The following is a 22,442-nucleotide window of genomic DNA, read 5'->3' as shown; positions in this document are numbered from 1 at the left end:
AGTGCGGGGCCGGACCGGCCCCGCACCGGCCGACGGCTCCGTCAGGAGTGGGACAGCTGCCCGGCGCCGCCCCTCCGGCGTATCCGCGCCTGCTCCCGCAGGGTGGCCCGTTCCTGGCGCCGGCGGGACCGGCGCTCACGGCGCAGCGCCCGGGCCGTGCTGCTCGGCTCGGAGACGACGCCGTACCGCTGGTTCCACACCTGACGGGTCACCCAGACGTCGGCGACGCCCCACGTGGCGACGATCGTGCTGGCCACAGTGCTGATCACCATCGGGAAGGCCAGCCACGAGCCGGCCATCGTGCACAGGAACGCCACCACCGCCTGGATCAGCGTCACCGAGGCGATCAGCACCGCTCGCACCGCCGCCGTACGCACCGGATCCGGTAGCCGGCGTCGCTTCGCCGGCTCGTCGACCCACAACTGCCGCTGCCGGAATTCGCCGGTGTGCTCCTCGGCGCGCTCCTGTGCCGGAATGTCGCGATCCGGTGCTTCCAGGTGCCGCCGCGCCGACGAGCGCTCCGCCACGCTCTCCACGGTCGTTCCGCGCCGCTCCGCCGTGCCCATCACCGTGTCACTCCCCACCGCCGGCGGGCCCCTTGCCCCGATGTCCGAAGACGCCGACTCCCATTGGCTGCCCGGCATGCGCACATTTACGCCGCCGGGATGCGGGATGCGGCTCCTGCGTCCGATTCCGCCCCCATTTCCCATGAGGAAAGACGCGTGACAAGCCGCGAAGATTCCCTTCGGCGAAAAGTTCCGGCCAACCAATTGTCCGTACTGCTCCGGCCGGTACGGTGGCGGGCCCCCGCACCCCGGGCGCAAAGTCCCGCAATGCCCGGACAACTCGTCATCTACCGCCTCCGGTGCGGAAGTTCGCACGCCACACGCGTCTTCGAGTTATCCGTGCGGCGGTAGTAGGCTCGCGCCGTTTGTTGACGCACATGTGCACCCCCGACCGCCGGGGGTCGAGCTGGGGGAGGCCATGCGCTTTCGCGGGAAGTCGATCCGCCGGAAGATCGTGGCGCTGCTTCTCGTGCCGCTGGTGTCCCTGACCGCCATCTGGGGCTTCGCCACGGTACTCACGGGTCGTGAGGTCACCCGGCTCTTCACCGTGTCCGACATCGTGCAGGACATCGGCTATCCCACCGAGGACGCCGCCCGCGGCCTGCAGCAGGAACGCCGTCAGACCCTCGTCTACCTCGCCGACCCGCGCGCGGCCGACGCCCTCTCGGCGCTGAATCGCACCCGCACCGCGACCGACCGCTCCCTCGCGGAGATCCGCGACCACGCCCGGGAGCGGGACGTCCGCGACGGCATGGACGGGGACGACAGCGAGCGTCTGACCACGGTCCTGGACGCCTTCGACGGCCTCGACTCCCTGCGCCGCGGCGTCGAGGCGCGCACCGTCAGCCGCGCCCAGGCCTTCGACCGCTACAACCGCCTCGTCGACCCCTGCTACACCCTGCTGGCCTCTCTCGACGGCATCGACAGCGTCGAGATGAACGAGCAGGCCCGCGCCCTCGTCAACCTCTCCCGCGCCCGCGAACTCCTCTCCCGTGAGGACGCGTTGCTCGGCTCCGCGCTGGTGGTGGGCAAGGTCTCCCGCGACGAGGCCCGCGACATCTCCGACCTCGTCGCCCAGCGCGACCTGCTCTACGACATCAGCCTGCCGCTGCTCCCCGCACCGGAACGCGACCGGTACGAGCGCTTCTGGGAGAACGCCACCACCGCCCCGCTGCTGGCGGCCGAACAGTCCGTCACCGGCACCGGTCCCGGAACCCCGCGCGGCGTCACCGCCCGGAGCTGGGACTCCACCGCGGCGGGCGTCCTCGACGAACTCGGCACCCTCGACGACCAGGCCGGCGACCGGTTCCAGGACCGGATGCGGCCCGTCGCGGTCGGCGTGATCGTGCAGGCGGCCGTCGCGGGCGTCCTCGGCCTCGTCGCCCTCCTCCTGTCCCTGGTCCTCTCCGTGCGCGTCGGCCGCAGCCTCGTACGGGACCTGCGCAAGCTGCGCCTGGAGGCGCACGAGGCGTCCGGCGTGCGGCTGCCCAGCGTGATGCGCCGCCTCTCCGCCGGTGAGCACGTCGACGTGGAGACCGAGGTACCGCGGCTGGAGTACGACAAGAACGAGATCGGCGAGGTCGGCCAGGCCCTCAACACCCTCCAGCGCGCCGCCGTCGAGGCCGCGGTGAAGCAGTCCGAACTGCGCTCCGGCGTCTCCGAGGTGTTCGTCAACCTCGCCCGCCGTAGCCAGGTCCTGCTGCACAAGCAGCTCACCCTGCTCGACACCATGGAGCGCAGGACCGAGGACACCGACGAACTCGCCGACCTCTTCCGTCTGGACCACCTCACCACCCGCATGCGCCGCCATGCCGAGGGCCTGGTGATCCTCTCCGGCGCTGCACCGTCGCGGCAGTGGCGGCGCCCCGTGCAGCTCATGGACATCGTCCGCGCCGCCGTCGCCGAGGTGGAGGACTACGAGCGCATCGAGGTCCGGCGCCTGCCGCGGGTCGCCGTCACCGGCCCGGCCGTCGCCGACGTCACCCATCTGGTGGCCGAGCTCCTCGAGAACGCCACGGTCTTCTCCCCGCCGCACACCGCCGTACAGGTCCTCGGTGAGCGCGTCGCCAACGGCTTCACCCTGGAGATCCACGACCGGGGTCTCGGAATGACCGCCGAGGCGCTGCTGGACGCCAACCTCCGGCTCGCCGAGACACCCGAGTTCGAGCTCTCGGACACGGACCGGCTCGGCCTGTTCGTGGTCAGCCGTCTCGCCCAGCGCCAGAACGTCCGGGTCTCCCTGCAGCCCTCTCCCTACGGCGGCACCACCGCCGTCGTCCTCATCCCCGACCTGCTGCTGTCCGACGACGTGCCGGACACCAACGGCATCGGCTTCCGCCTCGACCGCGAACGCCCGGCCAAGGAGGCCGGACCGGCCCTGGGCCTCGGCCCCGCCCGGTCCCAGACCGCCGTACAGCTCCCCGGCCTGCCGACCTCGCTGCTGGACGGCCCGGTCGAGCTGGAGGCGCCGGTGGACCTGGACGCCATCGTCGACGACTTCCCCGGTGCCCTGACGGACGAGGAGAGCGAGCGCGGCGGCCTGTTCCGCTCCCGCCGTACCCGCGACCACGCGGACGAACGGCGGATCGCACTGGCGGACGAGCCGCACCAGCCGGTCCCGCCGCGCGCCGCCGACAGCCCGGACCCCGACCGCACCGGCGGCCCCGTACCGCCGCCGCGGCGCCAGACGCCCAAGCTGGTCAGCTCGCACGGCCGGCCCGTCGTCGAACAGCGCGACCGGCGCGGCGACCCGGACGACCAGCCCGGGCCCGGCCCGCGCCGCACGGACGCCGCGGGTCCGGCCCCGCTGCCCGCCCGCCGGCGCGGCGCGGCGGCCCGGCGAGCGCCCGCATTCCCCGAGGGCGCGGACGAATACACGGTCCTCCCCGGTGACCGGGCGGAGCGGACCCCCGAGGTCCCGGCGCTGCCCCGGCGGCCCCGGCCCGCGCCGGCCGCTTCCGGCCGCGGTCCCGGCGGGGGCGCCCCACCCGCGGGCGACGGCCCCGGCCCGGAGACCGCGGGCGGTGCCGGGCCACTGCCCCGGCGCGTGCGGCAGGCCAGCCTGGCCCCGCAGCTGAAGCAGGAACCCACGCCGCGCCCCGAGCGCGCCGAGGAACCGGCCGACCGCGACGCCGACGAGGTCCGCAACCGGATGGCGTCGCTGCAGCGCGGCTGGCAGCGCGGCCGGGAGGAGAACACCTCGGGCGACGACACACGCAACGGCACAGCACAAGGAACGACTAAGGGGGACGGTCGATGACCGCACCGAAGGCCACCGGCCACACGGAGCCGAACAAGGGCGAGCTGAACTGGCTCCTGGACGAGCTCGTCGACCGGGTCGCCAGCATCCGCAAGGCCGTCGTGCTCTCCGGCGACGGCCTGCCCACGGGGGTCTCCAAGGACCTGACCCGGGAGGACAGCGAACACCTGGCCGCGGTCGCGTCCGGCTTCCACAGCCTCGCCAAGGGCGTGGGCCGCCACTTCGAGGCGGGCAGCGTCCGGCAGACCGTGGTCGAGCTCGACGACGCCTTCCTGTTCGTCACCGCCGCCGGGGACGGCAGCTGCCTCGCCGTCCTGTCCGACGCCGACTCCGACGTCGGACAGGTCGCCTACGAGATGACACTGCTGGTCAAGCGGGTCGGCGTGCACCTCATCACCGCACCGCGCACCGATCTGCCCGCAGGCGGGTAGTGGGATGACATGAGCGGAGACGGTCAGGGAAGCAGCCACTGGTTCGACGACGATGCCGGGCCGGTCGTCCGCCCGTACGCCATGACGCGCGGCCGCACCACGAGCGAGGGACAGCACCGCCTCGATCTGATCGCGGTGGTCGTCACCGAGCCGGGCGCGGAGGACCCGGAGACGGACCCGACGCTCGCCCCCGAGCACGTGGAGATCGTCGGGCTCTGCGCCGGGGCACCGCAGTCCGTCGCCGAGATCGCCGCGGAACTGGACCTGCCCATCGGCGTCGTGCGCGTCCTGATCGGGGATCTCGTGCACGCGGAACTCGTCCACGTGACGCGCCCGGTGCCCCCGGCCGAGCTGCCGGACGAGAGTATTCTGCGCGATGTGATCAACGGCCTCCGGGCGCTGTGACCGGCGCGGAAGCGGAGTGACGACGTGACTGGCTGGCAGTTCTGGGTCGACCGAGGCGGCACCTTCACCGACATCGTCGCGCGACGCCCGGACGGCCGGCTGCTCACGCACAAACTGCTGTCCGACAACCCCGAGCGGTACGCCGACGCGGCGGTCGCGGGCGTACGGGAGCTGCTGCACGGCTCCCGGGAGCCCGTCGACGCCGTGCGCATGGGCACCACCGTCGCCACCAACGCGCTGCTGGAACGCAAGGGCGAGCGCACCCTGCTGGTGATCACCCGCGGCTTCCGCGACGCGCTGCGCATCGCCTACCAGAACCGCCCCGCCATCTTCGCCCGCCACATCCGGCTGCCCGGGCTCCTGTACGAGCGGGTCGTCGAGGCCGACGAACGCGTCGCCGCCGACGGAACCGTGCTGCGCGCCCCCGACCTCGACGCGCTCGCCGGACCGCTCCGGCAGGCGTACGACGACGGGATCCGCGCGGTGGCCGTCGTCTGCCTGCACAGCCACCTCTACCCCGCCCACGAACGCGCCATCGGCGACCTCGCCGCCCGCACCGGATTCCCGCAGATCTCGCTGTCCAGCGAGACCAGCCCGCTGATGAAGCTCGTCCCGCGCGGTGACACCGCCGTCGTCGACGCCTACCTGTCCCCGGTGCTGCGCCGCTACGTACGTCACGTCGCCGACGAACTGCACGGTGTGCGGCTGATGTTCATGCAGTCCAACGGCGGGCTCACCGAGGCCGGGCAGTTCCGCGGCAAGGACGCCGTCCTCTCCGGACCGGCCGGCGGCATCGTGGGCATGGCCCGCATGTCGCAGCGGGCCGGCTTCGACCGCGTCATCGGCTTCGACATGGGCGGCACCTCGACCGACGTCTCGCACTTCGCCGGCGCGTACGAACGCGTCTTCACCAGTCGGATCGCCGGCGTACGGCTGCGCGCCCCGATGCTGGACATCCACACCGTCGCCGCCGGCGGCGGCTCCGTGCTCCACTTCGACGGCTCCCGCTACCGCGTCGGGCCCGACTCGGCAGGCGCCGCCCCCGGGCCCGCCTGCTACCGCGCCGGCGGACCGCTCACCGTCACCGACGCCAACGTGATGCTCGGCCGCATCCCGCCCGCCCACTTCCCCGCGGTGTTCGGCCCGGGCGGCGACCAGCCCCTCGACGCCGCCGTCGTACGCGACCGCTTCACCGCCCTCGCGCACGAGATCCGCGAGCGGACCGGCGACGACCGCACGCCCGAGCAGGTCGCCGAGGGCTACCTGCGGATCGCCGTCGCCAACATCGCCAACGCCGTCAAGCGGATCTCCGTCCAGAAGGGCCACGACGTCACCCGCTACGCCCTGACCACCTTCGGGGGCGCGGGCGGCCAGCACGCGTGCCGCGTCGCCGACTCCCTGGGCGTCCGCACCGTTCTCGTACCCCCCATGGCCGGTGTGCTCTCCGCGCTCGGCATCGGCCTCGCCGACACCACGGCCATGCGCGAACAGTCCGTCGAGACCCCCCTGGAAGCCGCCTCGATGCCGGGCGTCCGTGAGATGGCCGACGCCCTGGAGCGCGCCGCCCGCGCCGAACTGCGCGCCGAGGACGTCCCGGAGGACCGCATCGAGGTCACCCGCCGTGCCCAGCTCCGCTACGACGGCACCGACACCACCCTCACCGTCGAGCTGACCGAACCCGGCGCCATGACGCACGCCTTCGAAGAACGTCATCGCGCCACGTACTCCTTCACCCTGGACCGCCCGGTCGTCGTCGAGGCCCTCTCCGTCGAAGCCACCGGCATCACCGCACCCCCCGATCTCTCCTCCCTCGCCCCTTACGAGGGCCACCGCGCCGCACCGCGAGACGTCCGGCTGCACACCGGCGGCGCCTGGCACGACGTACCGCTCCACCGCCGGGAGGCCCTCCCGCCCGGCGAGACCGTCACCGGACCGGCGATCATCACCGAGCCCGGCGCGACGACCGTCGTCGACGACGGCTGGCGGGCCGCGGCCGGACACGACGGGCATCTGGTCATGGAACGCACGACGGTCACGGAGAGTTCCGAATCCGACACGGAAGTGGACCCCGTTCTGCTCGAGGTCTTCAACAACCTCTTCATGTCGATCGCCGAACAGATGGGTGCGCGGCTGGAGTCCACGGCCCAGTCCGTCAACATCAAGGAGCGGCTGGACTTCTCCTGCGCCCTGTTCGACCCCCTCGGGAACCTGGTGGCCAACGCGCCCCACATCCCGGTCCACCTGGGCTCCATGGGCACCAGCGTCAAGGAGGTCGTCCGCCGCTGCGGCACCTCGATGCGCCCTGGCGACACCTACGCCGTCAACGACCCGTACCACGGCGGCACCCATCTGCCCGACGTCACCGTGATCACCCCGGTCTTCGACACCGAGGACGTCACGGTCACGCGGAGTGCGCCCGAGATCCTCTTCTACGTCGCCTCCCGCGGCCACCACGCCGAGATCGGCGGCATCGCCCCCGGCTCCATGCCCGCCCACAGCCGGACCATCGACGAGGAGGGCGTCCTCTTCGACAACTGGCTGCTCGCCCAGGACGGCCGCTTCCGCGAGGAGGAGACCCGCCGCCTGCTCACCGAGGCCCCCCACCCCTCCCGCAACGTCCGCACCAACCTGGCCGACCTGCGCGCGCAGATCGCCGCCAACCGCAAGGGCGTCGACGAGGTCCGGCGCATGATCGAGGAGTTCGGCCTCGACGTCGTCCAGGCCTACATGCGGCACGTCCAGGACAACGCGGAGGAGGCGGTCCGCCGGGTCGTCGACGCCCTGGACGACGGGGAGTGCGCCTACGAGACGGACTCCGGCGCCGTCATCCGCGTCCGGGTGCGAGTCGACCGCGCAGAGCGGCGCGCGACCATCGACTTCACCGGCACCTCCGCCCAGCTGGCGACCAACTTCAACGCCCCCTCCTCGGTGGTCGACGCGGCCGTCCTGTACGTCTTCCGCACGCTGGTCGCCGACGAGATCCCGCTCAACGACGGCTGTCTGCGCCCGCTGGACATCGTGGTACCGCCCGGCTCGATGCTCGCCCCCGAGCCGCCCGCCGCCGTCGTCGCCGGCAACGTGGAGACGTCCCAGGCGATCACCGGTGCCCTCTACGCCGCGCTCGGCGTGCAGGCCGAGGGCTCCGGAACGATGAACAACGTCACCTTCGGCAACGAACGCCACCAGTACTACGAGACCGTGGCCTCCGGATCCGGCGCCGGCGACGGCTTCCCCGGTGCCGACGTCGTGCAGACCCACATGACCAACTCGCGGCTCACCGACCCCGAAGTGCTGGAGTGGCGGCTTCCCGTCCGGCTGGAGGAGTTCACCGTGCGGCGGGGCAGCGGCGGTGCGGGGCGCCGGCGCGGCGGCGACGGTGCCGTGCGCCGCATCCGGTTCCTGGAGCCCATGACCGTCTCCACGCTCTCCCAGCACCGCCGCGTACCGCCGTACGGCATGGCCGGCGGAGAGCCCGGAGCGCTCGGCGCCAACCGGGTGGAACGGGCTGACGGCACGGTCACCGATCTCGGTGGGAGCGGCTCGACGGACGTAGGTCCGGGCGACGTTCTCGTCATCGAAACCCCTGGTGGCGGCGGTTACGGCCGGCCGTCACCCGAACACGATCAAGCAGGAGAAGAGACGGATGATCTTCGGGCGTTCTGAACGCGGCAAGCCACCGGTCGAGCCCGTCACGCTCAAGATCCTGGTGGCCGGCGGCTTCGGCGTGGGCAAGACGACACTCGTCGGCGCGGTCAGCGAGATCAGGCCGCTGCGCACCGAGGAACTGCTCACCGAGGCCGGGCGTCCGGTCGACGACACCAGCGGCGTGGAGGGCAAGCACACGACCACCGTGGCCATGGACTTCGGCCGCATCACCCTGCGCGAGGACCTCGTGCTCTACCTGTTCGGGACACCCGGACAGGAACGCTTCTGGTTCATGTGGGACGAGCTGTCCGAGGGCGCGCTCGGTGCCGTGGTCCTCGCGGACACACGCCGCCTGGAGGACTGCTTCGCCGCCGTCGACTACTTCGAACGGCGCTCGATCCCCTTCGTCGTCGGCGTCAACTGCTTCGAGGGCGCGGACCGTTACCCCGCGGACACCGTGCGGCAGGCCCTCGACCTGGACGAGGAGGTGCCGGTCGTGCTGTGCGACGCACGCGACCGGGAGTCGGTCAAGGAGGTGCTCATCGGCGTCGTCCAGCACGCGATGGAGTACGCGGCCGGTCGTCGACGGTCCGTCGCCACCTGATGCCGCCCCGGACCGCGGCACGGCCCGTACCCCCGCCGACAGGGGTACGGGCCGCGGTCCCCGCGGACGCCCGGCACGCGCGTGAGGGTCTCACGCGCCTCGTACGCGCGCGTGCCGGGTGTCCTCGCCCCTACACGTCGTCGTCCTCGAGCCAGCCGAAGCTCTTCTCCACCGCCCTGCGCCAGTTGCGGTACTCGCGGTCGCGCGCCTGTGCCTCCATCGCGGGGATCCATTCGGCGTCCCGCTGCCAGTGCGACTTCAGCTCGTCGAAGTCGTTCCACACGCCGGTCGCCAGACCGGCCGCGTAGGCGGCTCCCAGGCAGGTGGTCTCGGAGACCCGCGGCCGGATCACCGGAACCCCCAGCACATCGGCCTGGTGCTGCATGAGCAGGTTGTTCTTCGTCATGCCGCCGTCGACCTTCAGGGTCGTGATCCGCACCCCGGAGTCCTGGTACATGGCGTCCACGACCTCCCGGGTCTGCCAGCTCGTCGCCTCCAGCACCGCGCGCGCGAGGTGGGCGCGGGTGACGTAGCGGGTCAGGCCGGTGACGACACCGCGCGCGTCGGAGCGCCAGTAGGGCGCGAACAGTCCGGAGAAGGCCGGCACGATGTAGGCGCCGCCGTTGTCCTCGACGCTCGCCGCGAGGGTCTCGATCTCGTCGGCGTCGCGGATGATGCCGAGCTGGTCGCGGAACCACTGCACCAGGGCGCCCGTTATCGCGATGGACCCTTCCAGGCAGTACACCGGCGCCTCCCCGCCGATCTTGTAGCCCATGGTCGTCAGCAGACCGCTCTTGGACGCCACCGGCCGGTCGCCGGTGTTGAGGAGCAGGAAGCTGCCGGTGCCGTAGGTGTTCTTCGCGGTGCCGACGTCGTAGCAGGCCTGCCCGAACACGGCCGCCTGCTGGTCGCCGAGCGCCGAGGCGACCGGTACCCCGGCGAGCGGACCGACCGCGGTGCCGTACACCTCGGCGGACGACCTGATCTCCGGCAGGACCGCCTCCGGCACGTTCATCGCCGAGAGGATGGCGGGGTCCCACTGCAGCGTGTTCAGGTTCATCAGCATGGTGCGGCCGGCGTTGGTGACGTCGGTGACGTGCCGGCCGCCGTCCGGACCGCCGGTGAGGTTCCAGATCAGCCACGAGTCGATGGTGCCGAAGGCGATCTCACCGCGCTCGGCGCGCTGCCTGAGCCCCGGCACGTTGTCCAGCAGCCAGGCCGCCTTCGGCCCGGAGAAGTAGCTGGCCAGCGGGAGCCCGGTCGGCTCCCGGAAGCGGTCCTGCCCGTCGGTGCCGCCCAGTTCACGGCAGAGGGCGGCGGTACGGGTGTCCTGCCAGACGATCGCGTTGTGCACGGGCTTGCCCGTGGCCCGGTCCCACAGGACCGTGGTCTCCCGCTGGTTGGTGATGCCGAGCGCGCTGAGCCGGTCGGCGCGCAGCCCGGCCTTGGCCAGCGCCCCGGCCACCACGGCCTGCACCTTGGACCAGATCTCGGTGGCGTCGTGCTCCACCCAGCCCGGCTTGGGGAAGATCTGACGGTGCTCTCGCTGGTCCACGGCGACGATCGCGCCATCGTGGTCGAAGATGATGCAGCGGCTGGACGTGGTGCCCTGGTCGATGGCGGCGACGTACTTCTCGGCGGTGTCCGTCATGGGTGTCCCTGGGTCGCTGGGTCGGGTCGCTGGATCGGGCCTTCACGGCCGGGCCCCGCGCGCGGTGCGCGGTCGGGTCGCCCGGTCAGAAGGCGACGTTGTAGACGAGGCCCGCCAGCGCGCCGCCGATCAGCGGGCCGACGACCGGGATCCAGGAGTAACCCCAGTCGGACGTGCCCTTGTTCGGGATCGGCAGGAAGGCGTGCACGATGCGCGGGCCGAGGTCGCGGGCCGGGTTGATGGCGTATCCGGTGGGGCCGCCGAGGGAGAGCCCGATACCGACGACGAGCAGCGAGACGATCAGCACCGTCGTGCCGGACTCGCCGAGCCCCTTGGTGAGCCCGAAGGCGAGGACGGGCAGCACGAGCGACATGGTCGCGATGATCTCGGTGACGAGGTTGGCGACCGGACTCCTGATCTCCGGGATGGTCGAGAAGATGCCCAGCGTGGGCACCGGTTCGTCGCCGCTTCCCTCCGTCGTGCCCTCCTTGCGGACATTGGCCTGGAACTGCGCGAGATACACGAGGTAGGCGAGGACGGCGCCGAGCATCGCGCCGACGATCTGGCCCAGCAGATAGACCCAGACCTTGTCCCACTTGCCGGTGTCCACGGCGATGCCGATGGTGACCGCGGGATTGAGCTGCCCGCCGGACAGGGGAGCGGCGGTGTAGGCGCCGGCCAGCACGCCGAATCCCCAGCCGAACGCGATGACCACCCACCCGGAGGCGCGCGCCTTGGAGTGTCTGAGGGTGACGGCGGCGCAGACACCGGCACCGAACAGGATCAGGATCGCGGTTCCGATGACTTCGCCGACGAATATGTCTCCGTTGCTCATGGCGGCTCCCTTGACGCCGGCCTGGGGCGAACAGCCCCGGCCCTCCGTGCAGGAACGGTTCCTTTGGCGACTTCAGCCGAGAGCAGGGAGGGCCCCGCGCCCCGCCCGGCGTCCGTGACGAGCGTGCCGTCGCAGCCGTATCGCCTCCAGGGGCAGGCCGGTGGGCAGGGAAAACACCCGTGGCGCAGTGCCTGAATACGCCATGAATGTACGGCGATGTCGGCTGACACCGGGAAGTGTTCACCGGCGCCGGGAGGCCGTCAAGGTCGCCGACGGCAACGGTGACAGCGGTCGCCCAGGCGTGCGTTCCGGCGGCTCCCTTCCCGCAGGTCGGGGCTCGAACGGCCGTGTACGGCCGGGTATTTCACCCGAGCGGCTCGGCCGTCGCGCGGCCCGCCCGGGCCGGTGCCGCGCCGCGGCCGCGCCGGATCTCCTGCCCGGGCAGCCCCGCGCGCGCGAGCACCCAGCTCGTCCCGGCCAGTGCCTTCGCGGCCCTCTTCACCGGCGCCAGACGAGCGGCGGCCTGCCGGTGGTCGGACACGCTCCCGGGCCGGCACACCACGGTCGAGAGGGACAGCGTGACCGGTCGGCCGCCGGCCGACCAGGGAGCGTCGAGCACGGCCTCGGCCAGTGGCTCCAGGGCCTCCTCCTCGGCCAGTACCAGGAAGTCGTCCCCGCCGATGTGGCCCACGCGCGCGTGCCCCGCCGCGGCCTCCTGCAGTGCCCGGCCCACCGAGCGGATCAGCTCGTCGCCCGCGGCGAATCCGGCCCCGTCGTTGACCTGCTTGAAGTGGTCGATGTCCAGCCAGCTGAGCGCGAACGCCCGTCCCTCGGCGATCCGCCGGTCCACCTCGCCCGTGATGGCGTCCGAACCGGGCAGCCGGGTCAATGGATTCAGACCGGCCGCCTCCTCCACCCGGGTCTCGGCCAGCGCCCGGACGAGGTCCGCGAGCCGCACCACGCCCACGCACCGGCCGCGGTGGTCGACGACGGCCACGTCGTCCGAGGTGCGGTCGCTGCCGCCGACCGCGACGACGTCCAGCACCTCCCAGGCGGTGGCGTCCACGCCGACCGCGCGCGGCGCGTCGCCCAGCTTGTACGCGGGCCGGTCCGCGTACAGGGCGTGCCCGTACCGGCCGGACATCGACAGCAGGAAGCGCGACCGGTGCACCGAACGGACCGGCACCCCGGCCTGGTCCACGAGCAGCACCCCGGAGACCTCCGGCGTACCGGTCAGCAGCGCGCGGACCTGCCCCGCCGAAGCCGTCACGGGCAGAACGGCCGCGGGGCGCACGAACTCCCGCACCGGCGGCCCCGGCCGCTGCCGGGCCGGAGCCGCGGGGGAGTGGGGCGGAACGTACACGTCCGCCGCCGGAATCCGGGCCGGCGGCGCGAACAGCTGGCCCTGGGCGAGTTGCGCACCGGCCGACAGCGCGGCCGTGCAGTGCAGTTCGGTCTCCACGCCCTCCACCGCCACCAGGGCGCCCAGCTGCTCGCACAGGGTCCGCATCGCCCGCACGGCGGCCGGCCGGGCCAGCAGCGAGGCGTCGAGCTTGACCAGGTCGGGGGAGAGGTCGGTGAGCAGCCGCAGGGGCACGTCCCCGTCCCCGATGCCGTCCGCGCTGATCCGGAACCCCTGCTCGCGCAGCGCGCCCACCGCCTCCAGCAGCGCCCGCTGCGGCACATGGGTGCAGGGCGGCACGATGTCGAGGGTCACCTCCCAGGGCATCCGGCCCGCCGCGCGGACGGCGTCGTGCAGCCGGGCGAGGCCGCCGAGGTCGGCGAGGGTGGCCGCGAAGACGTTGAGGTGCAGCGGCAGCAGCGTCTCCTTGCGTGTCGCCGCGCGCAGCGCCAGCACGGCCAGCACGGCGTCGAGTTCGGGGTCCCGGCGAGCCTCGGCCAGCACGTCGCCGGTCTCCGGGCGGGCGAGCACCTCCAGTGCGGCGACCGCGCCGGTCCTCAGGTTGACCACCGGCTGGAAGGCGAAGCGGAGAGTATCCGTCCAGGAGTGCACGGGAGCATGATGGCGCCGCCGAAAAGCGCCCAGGCCCAGTTCATGAGACGTTCACGCAGCATTCCAGGGCGATCACGGAGCGTGGAGGGCGGGCGGTGGGAGCGCGCCCGTGACCTGCCGACCGGGCTCCCCGGTTCCACGTCGGCTGCCTGTTCGTCAGTGCCGGAAGAAGTCGCTCCTCTGATCGGATACAGTCCGCGCGTGTCCGAAAATCAGCATTCAACCGCCAACTCCGCGCCTGGATCCCACTGTTCCAGCTGCGGGGCGCCCTACGGAGAGGGCGTGACGGGCTGGCCGCGCACCTGCCCCTCCTGCGGCACCGTCGCCTACCGCAACCCGCTGCCGGTCGCCGTCGCGCTCCAGCCCGTCTACGACACCACCGGCACCGCCCTGGTCGTCATCACCCGCACCATCGCCCCCGCGCGCGGAGGAACGGCCCTGCCCGGTGGCTACATCGACGACCGGGAGGACTGGAAACAGGCCGTCGTGCGCGAACTCAAGGAGGAGACGGGCATCGACGCCGCCGCCCGTGACGTCCGCCTCGTGGACGCCATGAGCTCACCCGACGGGCACCTGCTGCTGTTCGGGCTCCTGCCCGAACGCCCGGCCGAAGGACTCCCGCCGTCCGGCGCCACGGAAGAGACCGAGGGCTGGCACCTGCTGCGCCGCCCCGAGGAACTCGCCTTCCCGCTGCACACGCTCGCCGTACGAGGCTGGTTCGAGGGCCGCTACATCTGAGCCGCCCGCTCAGCCGAGTCCCCGTACCCGCACCGGGTGGGGCGGCTCCGCCGAGCCCTCCTCCCGCTCCCAGGTCACCGCCACCCGCCGGCCCTGCCGGCGGGCCGTATAGCGCTCGATCACCGGTTCGTCCCAGCCGTCCCCCGCGTCCTGGACGACCAGCCCGCCCCCGGTCCGCCCGTGGACGGGCGCCCACACCTCCAGCCCCAGCCCGCCGTCCTCGCCCCGCACGGGAACGACCGCCCCCGCGCGCGCGAGCACCGGTATCCGCGACAGCGGCGTGTCCAGGAAGACCCGCCCCGGACCCTCGTACGCCTGCTCCGTCACCGTGTCGTACCACCGGCCCCGCGGCAGCCGCACCGCGCGCCGGCCGGTACCGGGATCGAGGACCGGCGCCACCAGCAGCTGGTCACCGAGCAGAAAGGCGTCCTCGCAGTCGCGCAGCGCGCGGTCCTCGGGCGCCCCCCACCACACCGGCCGCACGTAGGGCGCGCCGGTGCGCCGCGCCAGGTGCGCCAGCGTCACGAAGTACGGCAGCAGACGCCGGCGTTCGAGCAGCGCCGCGCGCGCGTGCCCCAGCACCTCGGCACCGAACTCCCACGGCTCCCTGCGCCCCGCGCGCAGACCGGCGTGCGTCCGGAACAGCGGCAGGTACGCGCCCAGCTGGAACCAGCGCAGATACAGCTCCGGCGACGGACTGCCGTCGAAGCCGCCCACGTCCGGCCCCGAGTAGGGAACCCCGCACAGACCCAGCCCCAGCACCAGCGCCAGCGAGGCCCGCAGCCCCGGCCAGCCCGTCGCCACGTCCCCGGACCAGGTGCCGCCGTAGCGCTGCATGCCCGCCCAGCCGGACCGGGAGAAAAGGAACGGCCGCTCGCGGGGTGACAGCTCGCGCAGCCCCTCGTAGCCCGCCCTGGCCATGCAGAGGGCGTACACGTTGTGCGCCTCGCGATGGTCGCCACCGCGCCCCTCGACCGCGTGCCGCGCCGAACGGGGCAGCGTCGTCTCACCGAAGGCGCTGAACGACGTCGGCTCGTTCATGTCGTGCCAGAACCCGGCGAAGCCCTGCGCCAGCCGCTCCTCGTACAGCCCGCCCCACCACTTCCGCACGCGCGCGTGCGTGAAGTCCGGGAAGACCGACTCGCCGGCCCACACCTCGCCCCGGACCGTCCGCCCCGAGCCGTCCCGCACGAACGCGTCCAGGGCCGAACCGCTGTCGTACACGGCGCCACCCGGCACGGCCTTCACCGCCGGGTCGACGATCGACACCAGCCGGATCCCTCCCCGGCGCAGCTCCTCCGCGAGCACCGGCAGCTTCGGGAACCGCTCCTGGTCGACGGTGAACGTCCGATGGCCGTCCAAGTGGTCGATGTCCAGGTGCACGGCGTCCAGCGGCAGATCGCGCTCCTGGTACCCCGCGACGATCCGGCGCACCTCCTGCTCATCGCCGAAGCCCCACCGCGCGTGCTGGTGGCCGAGCGCCCAAGCGGGCGGCAGGGCGGGCGCTCCGGTCAGCGAGGCCCAGGTGAGCAGCACGCGCGCGGGCGTGCCCACCATCACCCAGCAGCGCAGCGGCCCCCCGTCCATGCGCAGCTCACAGCGTCCCGCCCGGTCGTGTCCGGACCCGGCGCCCTCCTCGCCCTCCCGCAGGCTCACCGTGCCGTCCCACGTGGTGTCGTGGAACATCAGATGGGTCGCGGCGTCCGCGACGACCAGCTGCACCGGCATGGTCACGTAGAGCGGATCGTCCCCCGGACCGAACGCACGGCCCGGATCGGTGTTCCACAGCCGGTAGGTGCCTTCGCGCAACCGCGGGCCGCTCGCGCGCCCGCCCAGACCGAAGAACCGAGCGTCCGCCGCGACCTCGGACCGCTGCGTCCACCGCGCCGGCCCCCCGGCCTCCGGCTCCCACCAGCGAGGCGGCATCTCCCGCCGCAGCACGACACCGCCCGGGGTGCACACCTGCAGCGCCCCGTGCCGGGAGACGACGACGGTCACCCGCTCGGCCACCACCCGCCAGCCGCCGTCCTTGTCCGGCTCCAGCACGGCCCGCGGATCGGGCTCCGGGCACACCCCGGCAAGGGCGTACGACGGCTCCGGAGCCGCCCCGTCCCAGCCCCAGAACACCGCTCCGCTGACCGTCACGGTGATCCGCAGCTCGGACCGGCTGAACCGGATCAGACCGCCCCCCGGCCCCGGCTCCGCCCCCCGCACCCGGCCCGGGACCCGAGCGCGCTCGGCCCCCCGCGGGGGCAGCCCGGCGGCGTCGATCCGCCGTCTGCGCCACGCCGCCCGCACGGTACGCAACCCCTGAGCCGCCCGCCCCGAACCACCCGCACTCACCGAACGCACCAGGTCACGACCGTCCATGCTGTTCACCCTGCCACTGATCGCCCCGCGCGCGCGTGTCGTTCAACTGCCGTTCACCCGTGCCCCGGCCACATCTTCACGACACGGACTATGTGGGGTCCGCCCTGGTGCGGAAGTCGATCACATGGCATCGTCCCTGTCAGCCGCGTCACGCGCACACCCCAGCCCGTGCGCGGACCGACGCACACGACGCGCACAGCCCGGGAGCCGCCCCATGTCGACAGCGAACCCCCAACCGCTCTGGCAGCCCGATCCCGAGCGGATCGCCCAGGCCCGCATCACCGAGTTCCAGGCATGGGCCGCCGAGCACCACGGTGCCCCGGCCGAAGGCGGCTACGCCGCACTGCACCAGTGGTCCGTCGAGCAGCTGGACACGTTCTGGAAAGCCGTCACCGACTGGTTCGACGTCGGATTCTCGACGCCCTGGACGCGCGTGCTCGGCGACCGTTCGATGCCCGGCGCCGAGTGGTTCCCAGGCGCCACCCTCAACTACGCGGAGCACGCCCTGCGCGCCGCGGCCGCCCGCCCCGACGAGCCGGCGCTTCTCCACGTCGACGAGACCCACGAACCGCGCCCGGTGACCTGGGCCGAGCTGCGCCGCCAGGTCGGCTCCCTCGCCGCCGAACTCCGCGACCTCGGCGTCCGCCCCGGCGACCGGGTCAGCGGATACCTCCCGAACATCCCCGAGGCCGTGGTCGCCCTCCTCGCCACGGCCGCCGTGGGCGCCGTGTGGACCTCCTGCGCCCCCGACTTCGGCGCCCGCAGCGTCCTCGACCGCTTCCAGCAGGTCGAACCCGTCGTCCTGTTCACCGTCGACGGCTACCGCTACGGCGGCAAGGAGCACGACCGCCGCGAGGCCGTCGCCGAACTGCGCCGGGAGCTGCCCACCCTGCGCGCCGTCGTCCACGTCCCGCTCCTCGGCACCGAAGCACCCGAGGGCGCCCTGGAGTGGTCGGCCCTGACGGCCGCCGACACCGAGCCCGTCTTCGAACAGGTTCCGTTCGGCCATCCGCTGTGGGTCCTGTACTCCTCCGGGACCACCGGCCTGCCCAAGGCCATCGTCCAGTCCCAGGGCGGCATCCTGGTGGAGCACCTCAAACAGCTCGGCCTGCACTGCGACCTCGGCCCCGAGGACCGCTTCTTCTGGTACACCTCGACCGGCTGGATGATGTGGAACTTCCTCGTCTCCGGCCTGCTCACGGGAACGACGATCGTCCTGTACGACGGCAGCCCCGGCTACCCGGACACCGGCGCCCAGTGGCGCATCGCGGAGCGCACCGGCGCCACCCTCTACGGCACCTCCGCCGCCTACGTCATGGCCTGCCGCAAGGCGGGCGTGCACCCCTCCCGCGACTTCGACCTCTCCCGCGTCAAGTGCGTCGCCACCACCGGCTCACCGCTGCCGCCGGACGGATTCCGCTGGCTGCACGACGAGGTCCGCGACGACCTGTGGATCGCCTCCGTCAGCGGTGGCACGGACGTCTGCTCCTGCTTCGCGGGCGCCGTACCGACCCTGCCGGTGTACACCGGCGAGCTCCAGGCGCCCGGTCTCGGCACCGATCTGCAGTCCTGGGACCCGAGCGGCAAACCCCTCGTCGACGAGGTGGGAGAACTGGTCGTCACCAACCCCATGCCGTCCATGCCGATCCACTTCTGGAACGACCCCGACGGGAACCGCTACCACGACAGCTACTTCGACACCTACCCGGGCGTCTGGCGGCACGGCGACTGGATCACCCTCACCTCGCGCGGATCGGTGGTCATCCACGGCCGCTCCGACTCCACCCTCAACCGGCAGGGCGTACGCATGGGCTCGGCCGACATCTACGAGGTGGTGGAACGGCTGCCCGAGATCAAGGAGTCCCTCGTCATCGGCATCGAGCAGCCCGACGGGGGCTACTGGATGCCGCTCTTCGTGCACCTGGCACCCGGCGCCGTCCTCGACGACGCGCTCCTGACCCGGATCAAGCAGGCCATCCGCGAACAGCTCTCCCCGCGCCACGTGCCCGACGAGGTCATCGCCGTCCCCGGCATCCCGCACACCCTCACCGGCAAGCGCATCGAGGTCCCGGTCAAGCGCCTGCTGCAGGGCACCCCCCTGGAGAAGGCCGTCAACCCCGGCTCCATCGACAACCTCACGCTGCTCGGCTTCTACGAGGAACTGGCCCGCAAGCGCGCCTGACCCCGCGTGCACCCGCGTCCGGCCCCGGACCGCCCGCAAGGCGGCGAAGTCCGGGGCCCGACGCCTCCCTGAAGGTCGCTGTCAGTGCCCACGGTTACTGTGAGTGAGCATTGATCGACAGCGCACTTGGGGGAAACATGGCGCACACCGACCAGCGGGCGATGCGACGCGTCCTGCACCGCGAGATCGCCGGCACCATCGGCCTGCTCACCGACGAACACGACTTCAGCGTCATGCGGCGCTACCGCAGCTTCGTCTTCGACGACCACTCCACCTACCTGCGACAGGTGGAGTCCCTGCTGAAAAGCCGCGCGGCCCGGGGCGGCCACACCACGCTGGCCCTGTTCGACCCGGAGGACTACGCGGCGTTCTGCGCGGAAACCGGCCTCGACCCCGAAGCATCCGCCAGCCGTGCCCGGTTCACCGCGCGGCTTGCCGCCACCGGCCCCACCGTCCCCTACGACGGCCGTCCTCTCACCGCACTCCTGCCCGACCTCGTCGACGAGGCCGTACGACAGGCCACCTGGGAGTACGCCACCATCCTCCTGACCCGCCTCGGCCCCTGCGCCACCTGCGGCGAGGACATCGGCCGCGCCGCCTTCACCCGGGCCTCCGACCTCGTCGCCCGCATGCTCGACACCGCCCCGCCCGGCGACCGCCACCTCGTCTGCAGCGTCTCGGCGCCGGCGGAGACCCTCGTCGCCGTCCTCCACGCCGACCAGGGCACCGGGGACGCCACCGAACTCGACGAGGCGGAAGCCCTCGAATTCATCGGTGTCCTCGCCCTCGGCCTGGCCACCAGGAGTCCCGGCGGCCTGGTCATGCGCGTCAGCTCGCCCGGCACGGCCGACCGCGTGCACGGCTGGCGACTGCGCGGCGGCGGCCTCGTGGCCCTCAGCGCCGCCGAGGTCTTCGACGCCTACTGCACGGACGCCGAGTCCGGCGACCTCATCAGCCCCGAACCCGGCGTCGACTACTGCGCACCGCCCGACCTCGGACAGGAGGACACGCCACCGGAACACCGCCACTGAACGCGCCAGGGGCGCCCCACCGACGGCGGGACGCCCCTGAACCGGCCATCCGGTACGAGCCGGGACCGACTACTCCCCGGACAGTACCGCCTGCGCGGCACCGCGGGCCTCGTCGGCGCTGTCAGCCGCCCGCGCCGCGGCGGCGGCCCGCTCGCACTGCGCCAGCGTGTACTTCGCCAGCGTCGCCCGGACGTAGGGAATCGACGCCGCGCCCATGGACAGGGAGGTGACACCCAGACCGGTCAGCACACAGGCCAGCAGCGGATCGGACGCCGCCTCGCCGCACACGCCGCAGCTCTTGCCCTCGGCCTTGGCCGCCTCGGCGGACAGCGCCACCAGGTCGAGCAGCGCGGGCTGCCACGGGTCCTGGAGCCGCGACACCGCACCGACCTGGCGGTCAGCGGCGAAGGTGTACTGCGCGAGGTCATTGGTCCCCAGCGAGAGGAACTCGACCTCCTGAAGGATCGAACGCGCCCGCAGCGCGGCGGACGGGATCTCCACCATCGCGCCGAACTTCGCCCGGAGCCCCGCCGCGCGGCAGGCGTCCGCGAACGCCCTGGCGTCCGCACGGTCCGCCACCATGGGCGCCATGACCTCGAGATAGACGGGCAGCCCTTCCGCCGCCCTGGCCAGCGCGGTGAGCTGGGTGCGCAGGACGTCGGGGTGGTCCAGCAGCGTCCGCAGACCCCGCACGCCCAGAGCCGGGTTCGGCTCGTCCGCCGGGGTCAGGAACTCGAGCGGCTTGTCCGCGCCCGCGTCCAGCACCCGGACCACCACACGGCCCTCGGGGAACGCCTCCAGCACCTGCCGGTAGGCCTCCACCTGCTTGTCCTCGGACGGCGCGTTCTTGCTGTCGTCCAGGAACAGGAACTCCGTGCGGAACAGACCGACACCCTCGGCGCCGGCCTCCACGGCGGCCGGCACGTCCGCGGGGCCGCCGACATTGGCCAGCAGCGGCATCTTGTGCCCGTCGGCCGTGGCACCCGGACCGGTGGAAGCCGCCAGCGCCGCCTTGCGCTCGGCGGCCGCCGACTCCAGCTCGGCCCTCTTCTCGGCGCTCGGGTTGACGAAGACGTCACCGCTGCTGCCGTCGACCGCGATCACCTTCCCCTCGGCGAGTTCCCCGGCGCCCGGCAGCGCCACGACGGCCGGCACGCCCAGGGCGCGGGCCAGGATGGCGCTGTGGCTGGTCGGCCCGCCCTCCTCGGTCACGAAACCGAGGACGAGTGTGGGGTCGAGCAACGCCGTGTCGGCGGGCGCCAGATCGCGCGCCACCAGTACATAGGGCCTGTCACTGTCCGGGACTCCCGGCATCGGGACGCCGAGCAGCCGGGCGACGATCCGGTTCCGGACGTCGTCCAGGTCGGCCACCCGCCCGGCGAGATACTCCCCGGCGCCGGCCAGCAGCTCGCGGTACGCGGCGAACGCGTCGTACACGGCACGCTCGGCCGTGCTGCCGACGGCGATCCGCCGTTCCACGTCCGCCATCAGCTCGGGGTCCTGGGCCATCATGGCCTGCGCCTCGAGCACCGCCTGGGCCTCGCCGCCGGCCAGATTGCCGCGTGCCATCAGATCGGCCGCCACGGCGTCCACCGCCTGGCGGGCCCGTCCCTGCTCGCGACCCGCCTCGTCCGGGGGTATCTGCTTGGCAGGCGGTTCGAGTACCGCCGTTCCCATGTGCCGAACCTCGCCGATCGCCACACCGTGGCTCACGCCGACGCCTCGCAGCGTTGTCTCCATCTCACCGTCTCCGATAGTGCGGCGGGACCGCCGCCGCGGTGGTCTTCCAGTACGCCGCCGGACGGCGGCCCTGCCGTCAGTTCCAGGAGAAGAGGCTGTCGCCGGCCTTCACGTCACCGCTGTCCCGCAGTTCGGAGAGGGACTCGGCGGTGGCCTCCAGAGCCACGACGGGGCACACGGGCGACTTGCCGGCAGCCTCGACCGCGGCCGGGTCCCAGCGCACGATGCTCTGCCCACGCGTCACGGTGTCGCCCTTGCTGACGAGCAGCTCGAAACCCTCGCCGTTGAGCTGAACGGTGTCGATGCCGAGGTGGGTGAGCACACCGTGCCCGGATCCGTCGACCACGACGAAGGCGTGCGGGTGCAGGGAAATGATGACGCCGTCCACCGGCGCGACGGCCTCGGAGGGCTCACGCACGGGATCGATCGCGGTACCCGGGCCGACCATGGCCCCGGAGAAGACGGGATCCGGCACTTCGGCCAGTCCGATGGCCCGACCGGCGAGAGGGGACGTCACGGTGGTCATGGGAAGCCTCCCAGGAGTGGAGCTGCGGGTGGGGCCGTCACTGCCTGTCCCGTAAACGGCGCGCTGAGCAGCAGCGTATGCCAAAGGAAGTGACGGTTCCGTATGGAACCTACCAGCAAGTGGTCTAGACCACCAACACCGCCGATTTGCATGGCCTCTGAGGCCCCGTGTACTGTCGTACTCCTGCTTGGGGCGGTGCGGCGCGAAAGTGTCGCAGCCCGGCAGCAACCAAACTGGTCAGATCCTCTCTCGGGATCGCTTCCGCATGTTCGCGGAGAGGCGGTCAGGGAGTCGGAAAAACACTGATAGAGTTTGGAACACCGAAGGGAAGCGCCCAGAGGAAAGCCCGAGAGGGTGAGTACAAAGGAAGCGACCGTTCCTTGAGAACTCAACAGCGTGCCAAAAATCAACGCCAGATATGTTGATACCCCGTCTCCAGCATCTG

General features: G+C 72.5%; 15 protein-coding genes. 8 read left to right on the top strand and 7 right to left on the bottom strand.

What is annotated here, in order from left to right:
• Nucleotides 1-41: 41 nt before the first annotated feature.
• Nucleotides 42-566, bottom strand: coding sequence for a hypothetical protein (locus tag ACWCPN_RS09620; protein ID WP_451204527.1), 525 nt, complete (start codon nucleotides 564-566; stop codon nucleotides 42-44).
• Nucleotides 567-984: 418 nt separating this feature from the next.
• Here ACWCPN_RS09620 and ACWCPN_RS09615 point away from each other — a divergent pair, with 418 nt between their 5' ends.
• The 5 genes from ACWCPN_RS09615 to ACWCPN_RS09595 are packed head-to-tail and all read left to right on the top strand — an operon-like array spanning nucleotide 985 to nucleotide 8,910.
• Nucleotides 985-3,825 carry a nitrate- and nitrite sensing domain-containing protein gene (locus tag ACWCPN_RS09615; RefSeq protein ID WP_451203856.1) on the top strand — a complete coding sequence of 947 codons (2,841 nt, stop codon included), beginning with the start codon at nucleotides 985-987 and terminating at the stop codon, nucleotides 3,823-3,825.
• Nucleotides 3,822-4,256 (top strand): roadblock/LC7 domain-containing protein, encoded by a 435-nt coding sequence (locus ACWCPN_RS09610; protein ID WP_365123026.1) that lies wholly within the window; start codon nucleotides 3,822-3,824, stop codon nucleotides 4,254-4,256. Before ACWCPN_RS09615 ends, ACWCPN_RS09610 begins: the two co-directional genes overlap by 4 nt.
• A gap of 9 nt (nucleotides 4,257-4,265) precedes the next feature.
• On the top strand, nucleotides 4,266-4,661 hold the full coding sequence (locus ACWCPN_RS09605) for a DUF742 domain-containing protein (RefSeq protein ID WP_199209741.1): 396 nt from the start codon (nucleotides 4,266-4,268) through the stop codon (nucleotides 4,659-4,661).
• Between the two features lie 24 nt (nucleotides 4,662-4,685).
• Nucleotides 4,686-8,324, top strand: a complete 3,639-nt coding sequence (locus ACWCPN_RS09600) for a hydantoinase B/oxoprolinase family protein (protein WP_451203853.1) — start codon at nucleotides 4,686-4,688, stop codon at nucleotides 8,322-8,324.
• On the top strand, nucleotides 8,305-8,910 hold the full coding sequence (locus ACWCPN_RS09595) for a GTP-binding protein (protein WP_365123032.1): 606 nt from the start codon (nucleotides 8,305-8,307) through the stop codon (nucleotides 8,908-8,910). The genes ACWCPN_RS09600 and ACWCPN_RS09595 overlap by 20 nt, the downstream gene beginning before the upstream one ends.
• 130 nt (nucleotides 8,911-9,040) lie before the next feature.
• Here ACWCPN_RS09595 and glpK read toward each other — a convergent pair whose 3' ends face one another.
• The 3 genes from glpK to ACWCPN_RS09580 all read right to left on the bottom strand — a co-directional run bounded on the left by glpK (nucleotide 9,041) and on the right by ACWCPN_RS09580 (nucleotide 13,410).
• The gene (glpK, locus tag ACWCPN_RS09590; protein ID WP_451203851.1) at nucleotides 9,041-10,561 is read right to left on the bottom strand and encodes a glycerol kinase GlpK; all 1,521 of its coding nucleotides are present in this window, start codon (nucleotides 10,559-10,561) and stop codon (nucleotides 9,041-9,043) included.
• A gap of 85 nt (nucleotides 10,562-10,646) precedes the next feature.
• Entirely contained in the window at nucleotides 10,647-11,396 is a 750-nt protein-coding gene (locus ACWCPN_RS09585; protein WP_451203849.1) for an MIP/aquaporin family protein, read from the bottom strand.
• 364 nt (nucleotides 11,397-11,760) lie between these two features.
• On the bottom strand, nucleotides 11,761-13,410 hold the full coding sequence (locus tag ACWCPN_RS09580) for an EAL domain-containing protein (protein ID WP_451203847.1): 1,650 nt from the start codon (nucleotides 13,408-13,410) through the stop codon (nucleotides 11,761-11,763).
• 201 nt (nucleotides 13,411-13,611) lie between these two features.
• Here ACWCPN_RS09580 and ACWCPN_RS09575 point away from each other — a divergent pair, with 201 nt between their 5' ends.
• Nucleotides 13,612-14,148 carry an NUDIX domain-containing protein gene (locus ACWCPN_RS09575; RefSeq protein WP_451203845.1) on the top strand — a complete coding sequence of 179 codons (537 nt, stop codon included), beginning with the start codon at nucleotides 13,612-13,614 and terminating at the stop codon, nucleotides 14,146-14,148.
• Between the two features lie 9 nt (nucleotides 14,149-14,157).
• Here the strand turns inward: ACWCPN_RS09575 and ACWCPN_RS09570 are convergent, their stop codons facing one another.
• A complete protein-coding gene (locus ACWCPN_RS09570; RefSeq protein ID WP_451203843.1) occupies nucleotides 14,158-16,518 on the bottom strand; it encodes a glycoside hydrolase family 31 protein in 2,361 nt (786 codons plus the stop codon).
• 214 nt (nucleotides 16,519-16,732) lie between these two features.
• On the opposite strand from ACWCPN_RS09570, the gene ACWCPN_RS09565 reads away from it, so the two are divergent.
• Both ACWCPN_RS09565 and ACWCPN_RS09560 read left to right on the top strand, forming a co-directional pair.
• Nucleotides 16,733-18,700, top strand: coding sequence for an acetoacetate--CoA ligase (locus ACWCPN_RS09565; protein WP_451203841.1), 1,968 nt, complete (start codon nucleotides 16,733-16,735; stop codon nucleotides 18,698-18,700).
• 137 nt (nucleotides 18,701-18,837) lie between these two features.
• A complete protein-coding gene (locus ACWCPN_RS09560) occupies nucleotides 18,838-19,731 on the top strand; it encodes a hypothetical protein (RefSeq protein ID WP_451203839.1) in 894 nt (297 codons plus the stop codon).
• 69 nt (nucleotides 19,732-19,800) lie between these two features.
• Here the strand turns inward: ACWCPN_RS09560 and ptsP are convergent, their stop codons facing one another.
• A complete protein-coding gene (gene ptsP, locus ACWCPN_RS09555) occupies nucleotides 19,801-21,471 on the bottom strand; it encodes a phosphoenolpyruvate--protein phosphotransferase (RefSeq protein WP_365123051.1) in 1,671 nt (556 codons plus the stop codon).
• Between the two features lie 76 nt (nucleotides 21,472-21,547).
• Nucleotides 21,548-21,997: a PTS sugar transporter subunit IIA gene (locus ACWCPN_RS09550; protein ID WP_199209734.1), complete on the bottom strand. Its 450-nt coding sequence runs from the start codon at nucleotides 21,995-21,997 to the stop codon at nucleotides 21,548-21,550.
• Nucleotides 21,998-22,442 lie beyond the last annotated feature (445 nt).

It is taken from the genome of Streptomyces sp. NPDC002386, from assembly GCF_053593175.1.
The sequence above is the reverse complement of the archived record's forward strand: the minus strand, read 5'-3'. Positions and strand labels throughout refer to the sequence as shown.

What these genes read in the sequence shown, in the direction of transcription:
- ACWCPN_RS09620 (WP_451204527.1), bottom strand. Translation starts at nt 566, where the DNA reads ATGGGCACGGCGGAGCGGCGCGGAACGACCGTGGAGAGCGTGGCGGAG.
- ACWCPN_RS09615 (WP_451203856.1), top strand. Translation starts at nt 985, where the DNA reads ATGCGCTTTCGCGGGAAGTCGATCCGCCGGAAGATCGTGGCGCTGCTT.
- ACWCPN_RS09610 (WP_365123026.1), top strand. Translation starts at nt 3,822, where the DNA reads ATGACCGCACCGAAGGCCACCGGCCACACGGAGCCGAACAAGGGCGAG.
- ACWCPN_RS09605 (WP_199209741.1), top strand. Translation starts at nt 4,266, where the DNA reads ATGAGCGGAGACGGTCAGGGAAGCAGCCACTGGTTCGACGACGATGCC.
- ACWCPN_RS09595 (WP_365123032.1), top strand. Translation starts at nt 8,305, where the DNA reads ATGATCTTCGGGCGTTCTGAACGCGGCAAGCCACCGGTCGAGCCCGTC.
- glpK (WP_451203851.1), bottom strand. Translation starts at nt 10,561, where the DNA reads ATGACGGACACCGCCGAGAAGTACGTCGCCGCCATCGACCAGGGCACC.
- ACWCPN_RS09585 (WP_451203849.1), bottom strand. Translation starts at nt 11,396, where the DNA reads ATGAGCAACGGAGACATATTCGTCGGCGAAGTCATCGGAACCGCGATC.
- ACWCPN_RS09570 (WP_451203843.1), bottom strand. Translation starts at nt 16,518, where the DNA reads ATGGACGGTCGTGACCTGGTGCGTTCGGTGAGTGCGGGTGGTTCGGGG.
- ACWCPN_RS09565 (WP_451203841.1), top strand. Translation starts at nt 16,733, where the DNA reads ATGTCGACAGCGAACCCCCAACCGCTCTGGCAGCCCGATCCCGAGCGG.
- ACWCPN_RS09560 (WP_451203839.1), top strand. Translation starts at nt 18,838, where the DNA reads ATGGCGCACACCGACCAGCGGGCGATGCGACGCGTCCTGCACCGCGAG.
- ptsP (WP_365123051.1), bottom strand. Translation starts at nt 21,471, where the DNA reads ATGGAGACAACGCTGCGAGGCGTCGGCGTGAGCCACGGTGTGGCGATC.
- ACWCPN_RS09550 (WP_199209734.1), bottom strand. Translation starts at nt 21,997, where the DNA reads ATGACCACCGTGACGTCCCCTCTCGCCGGTCGGGCCATCGGACTGGCC.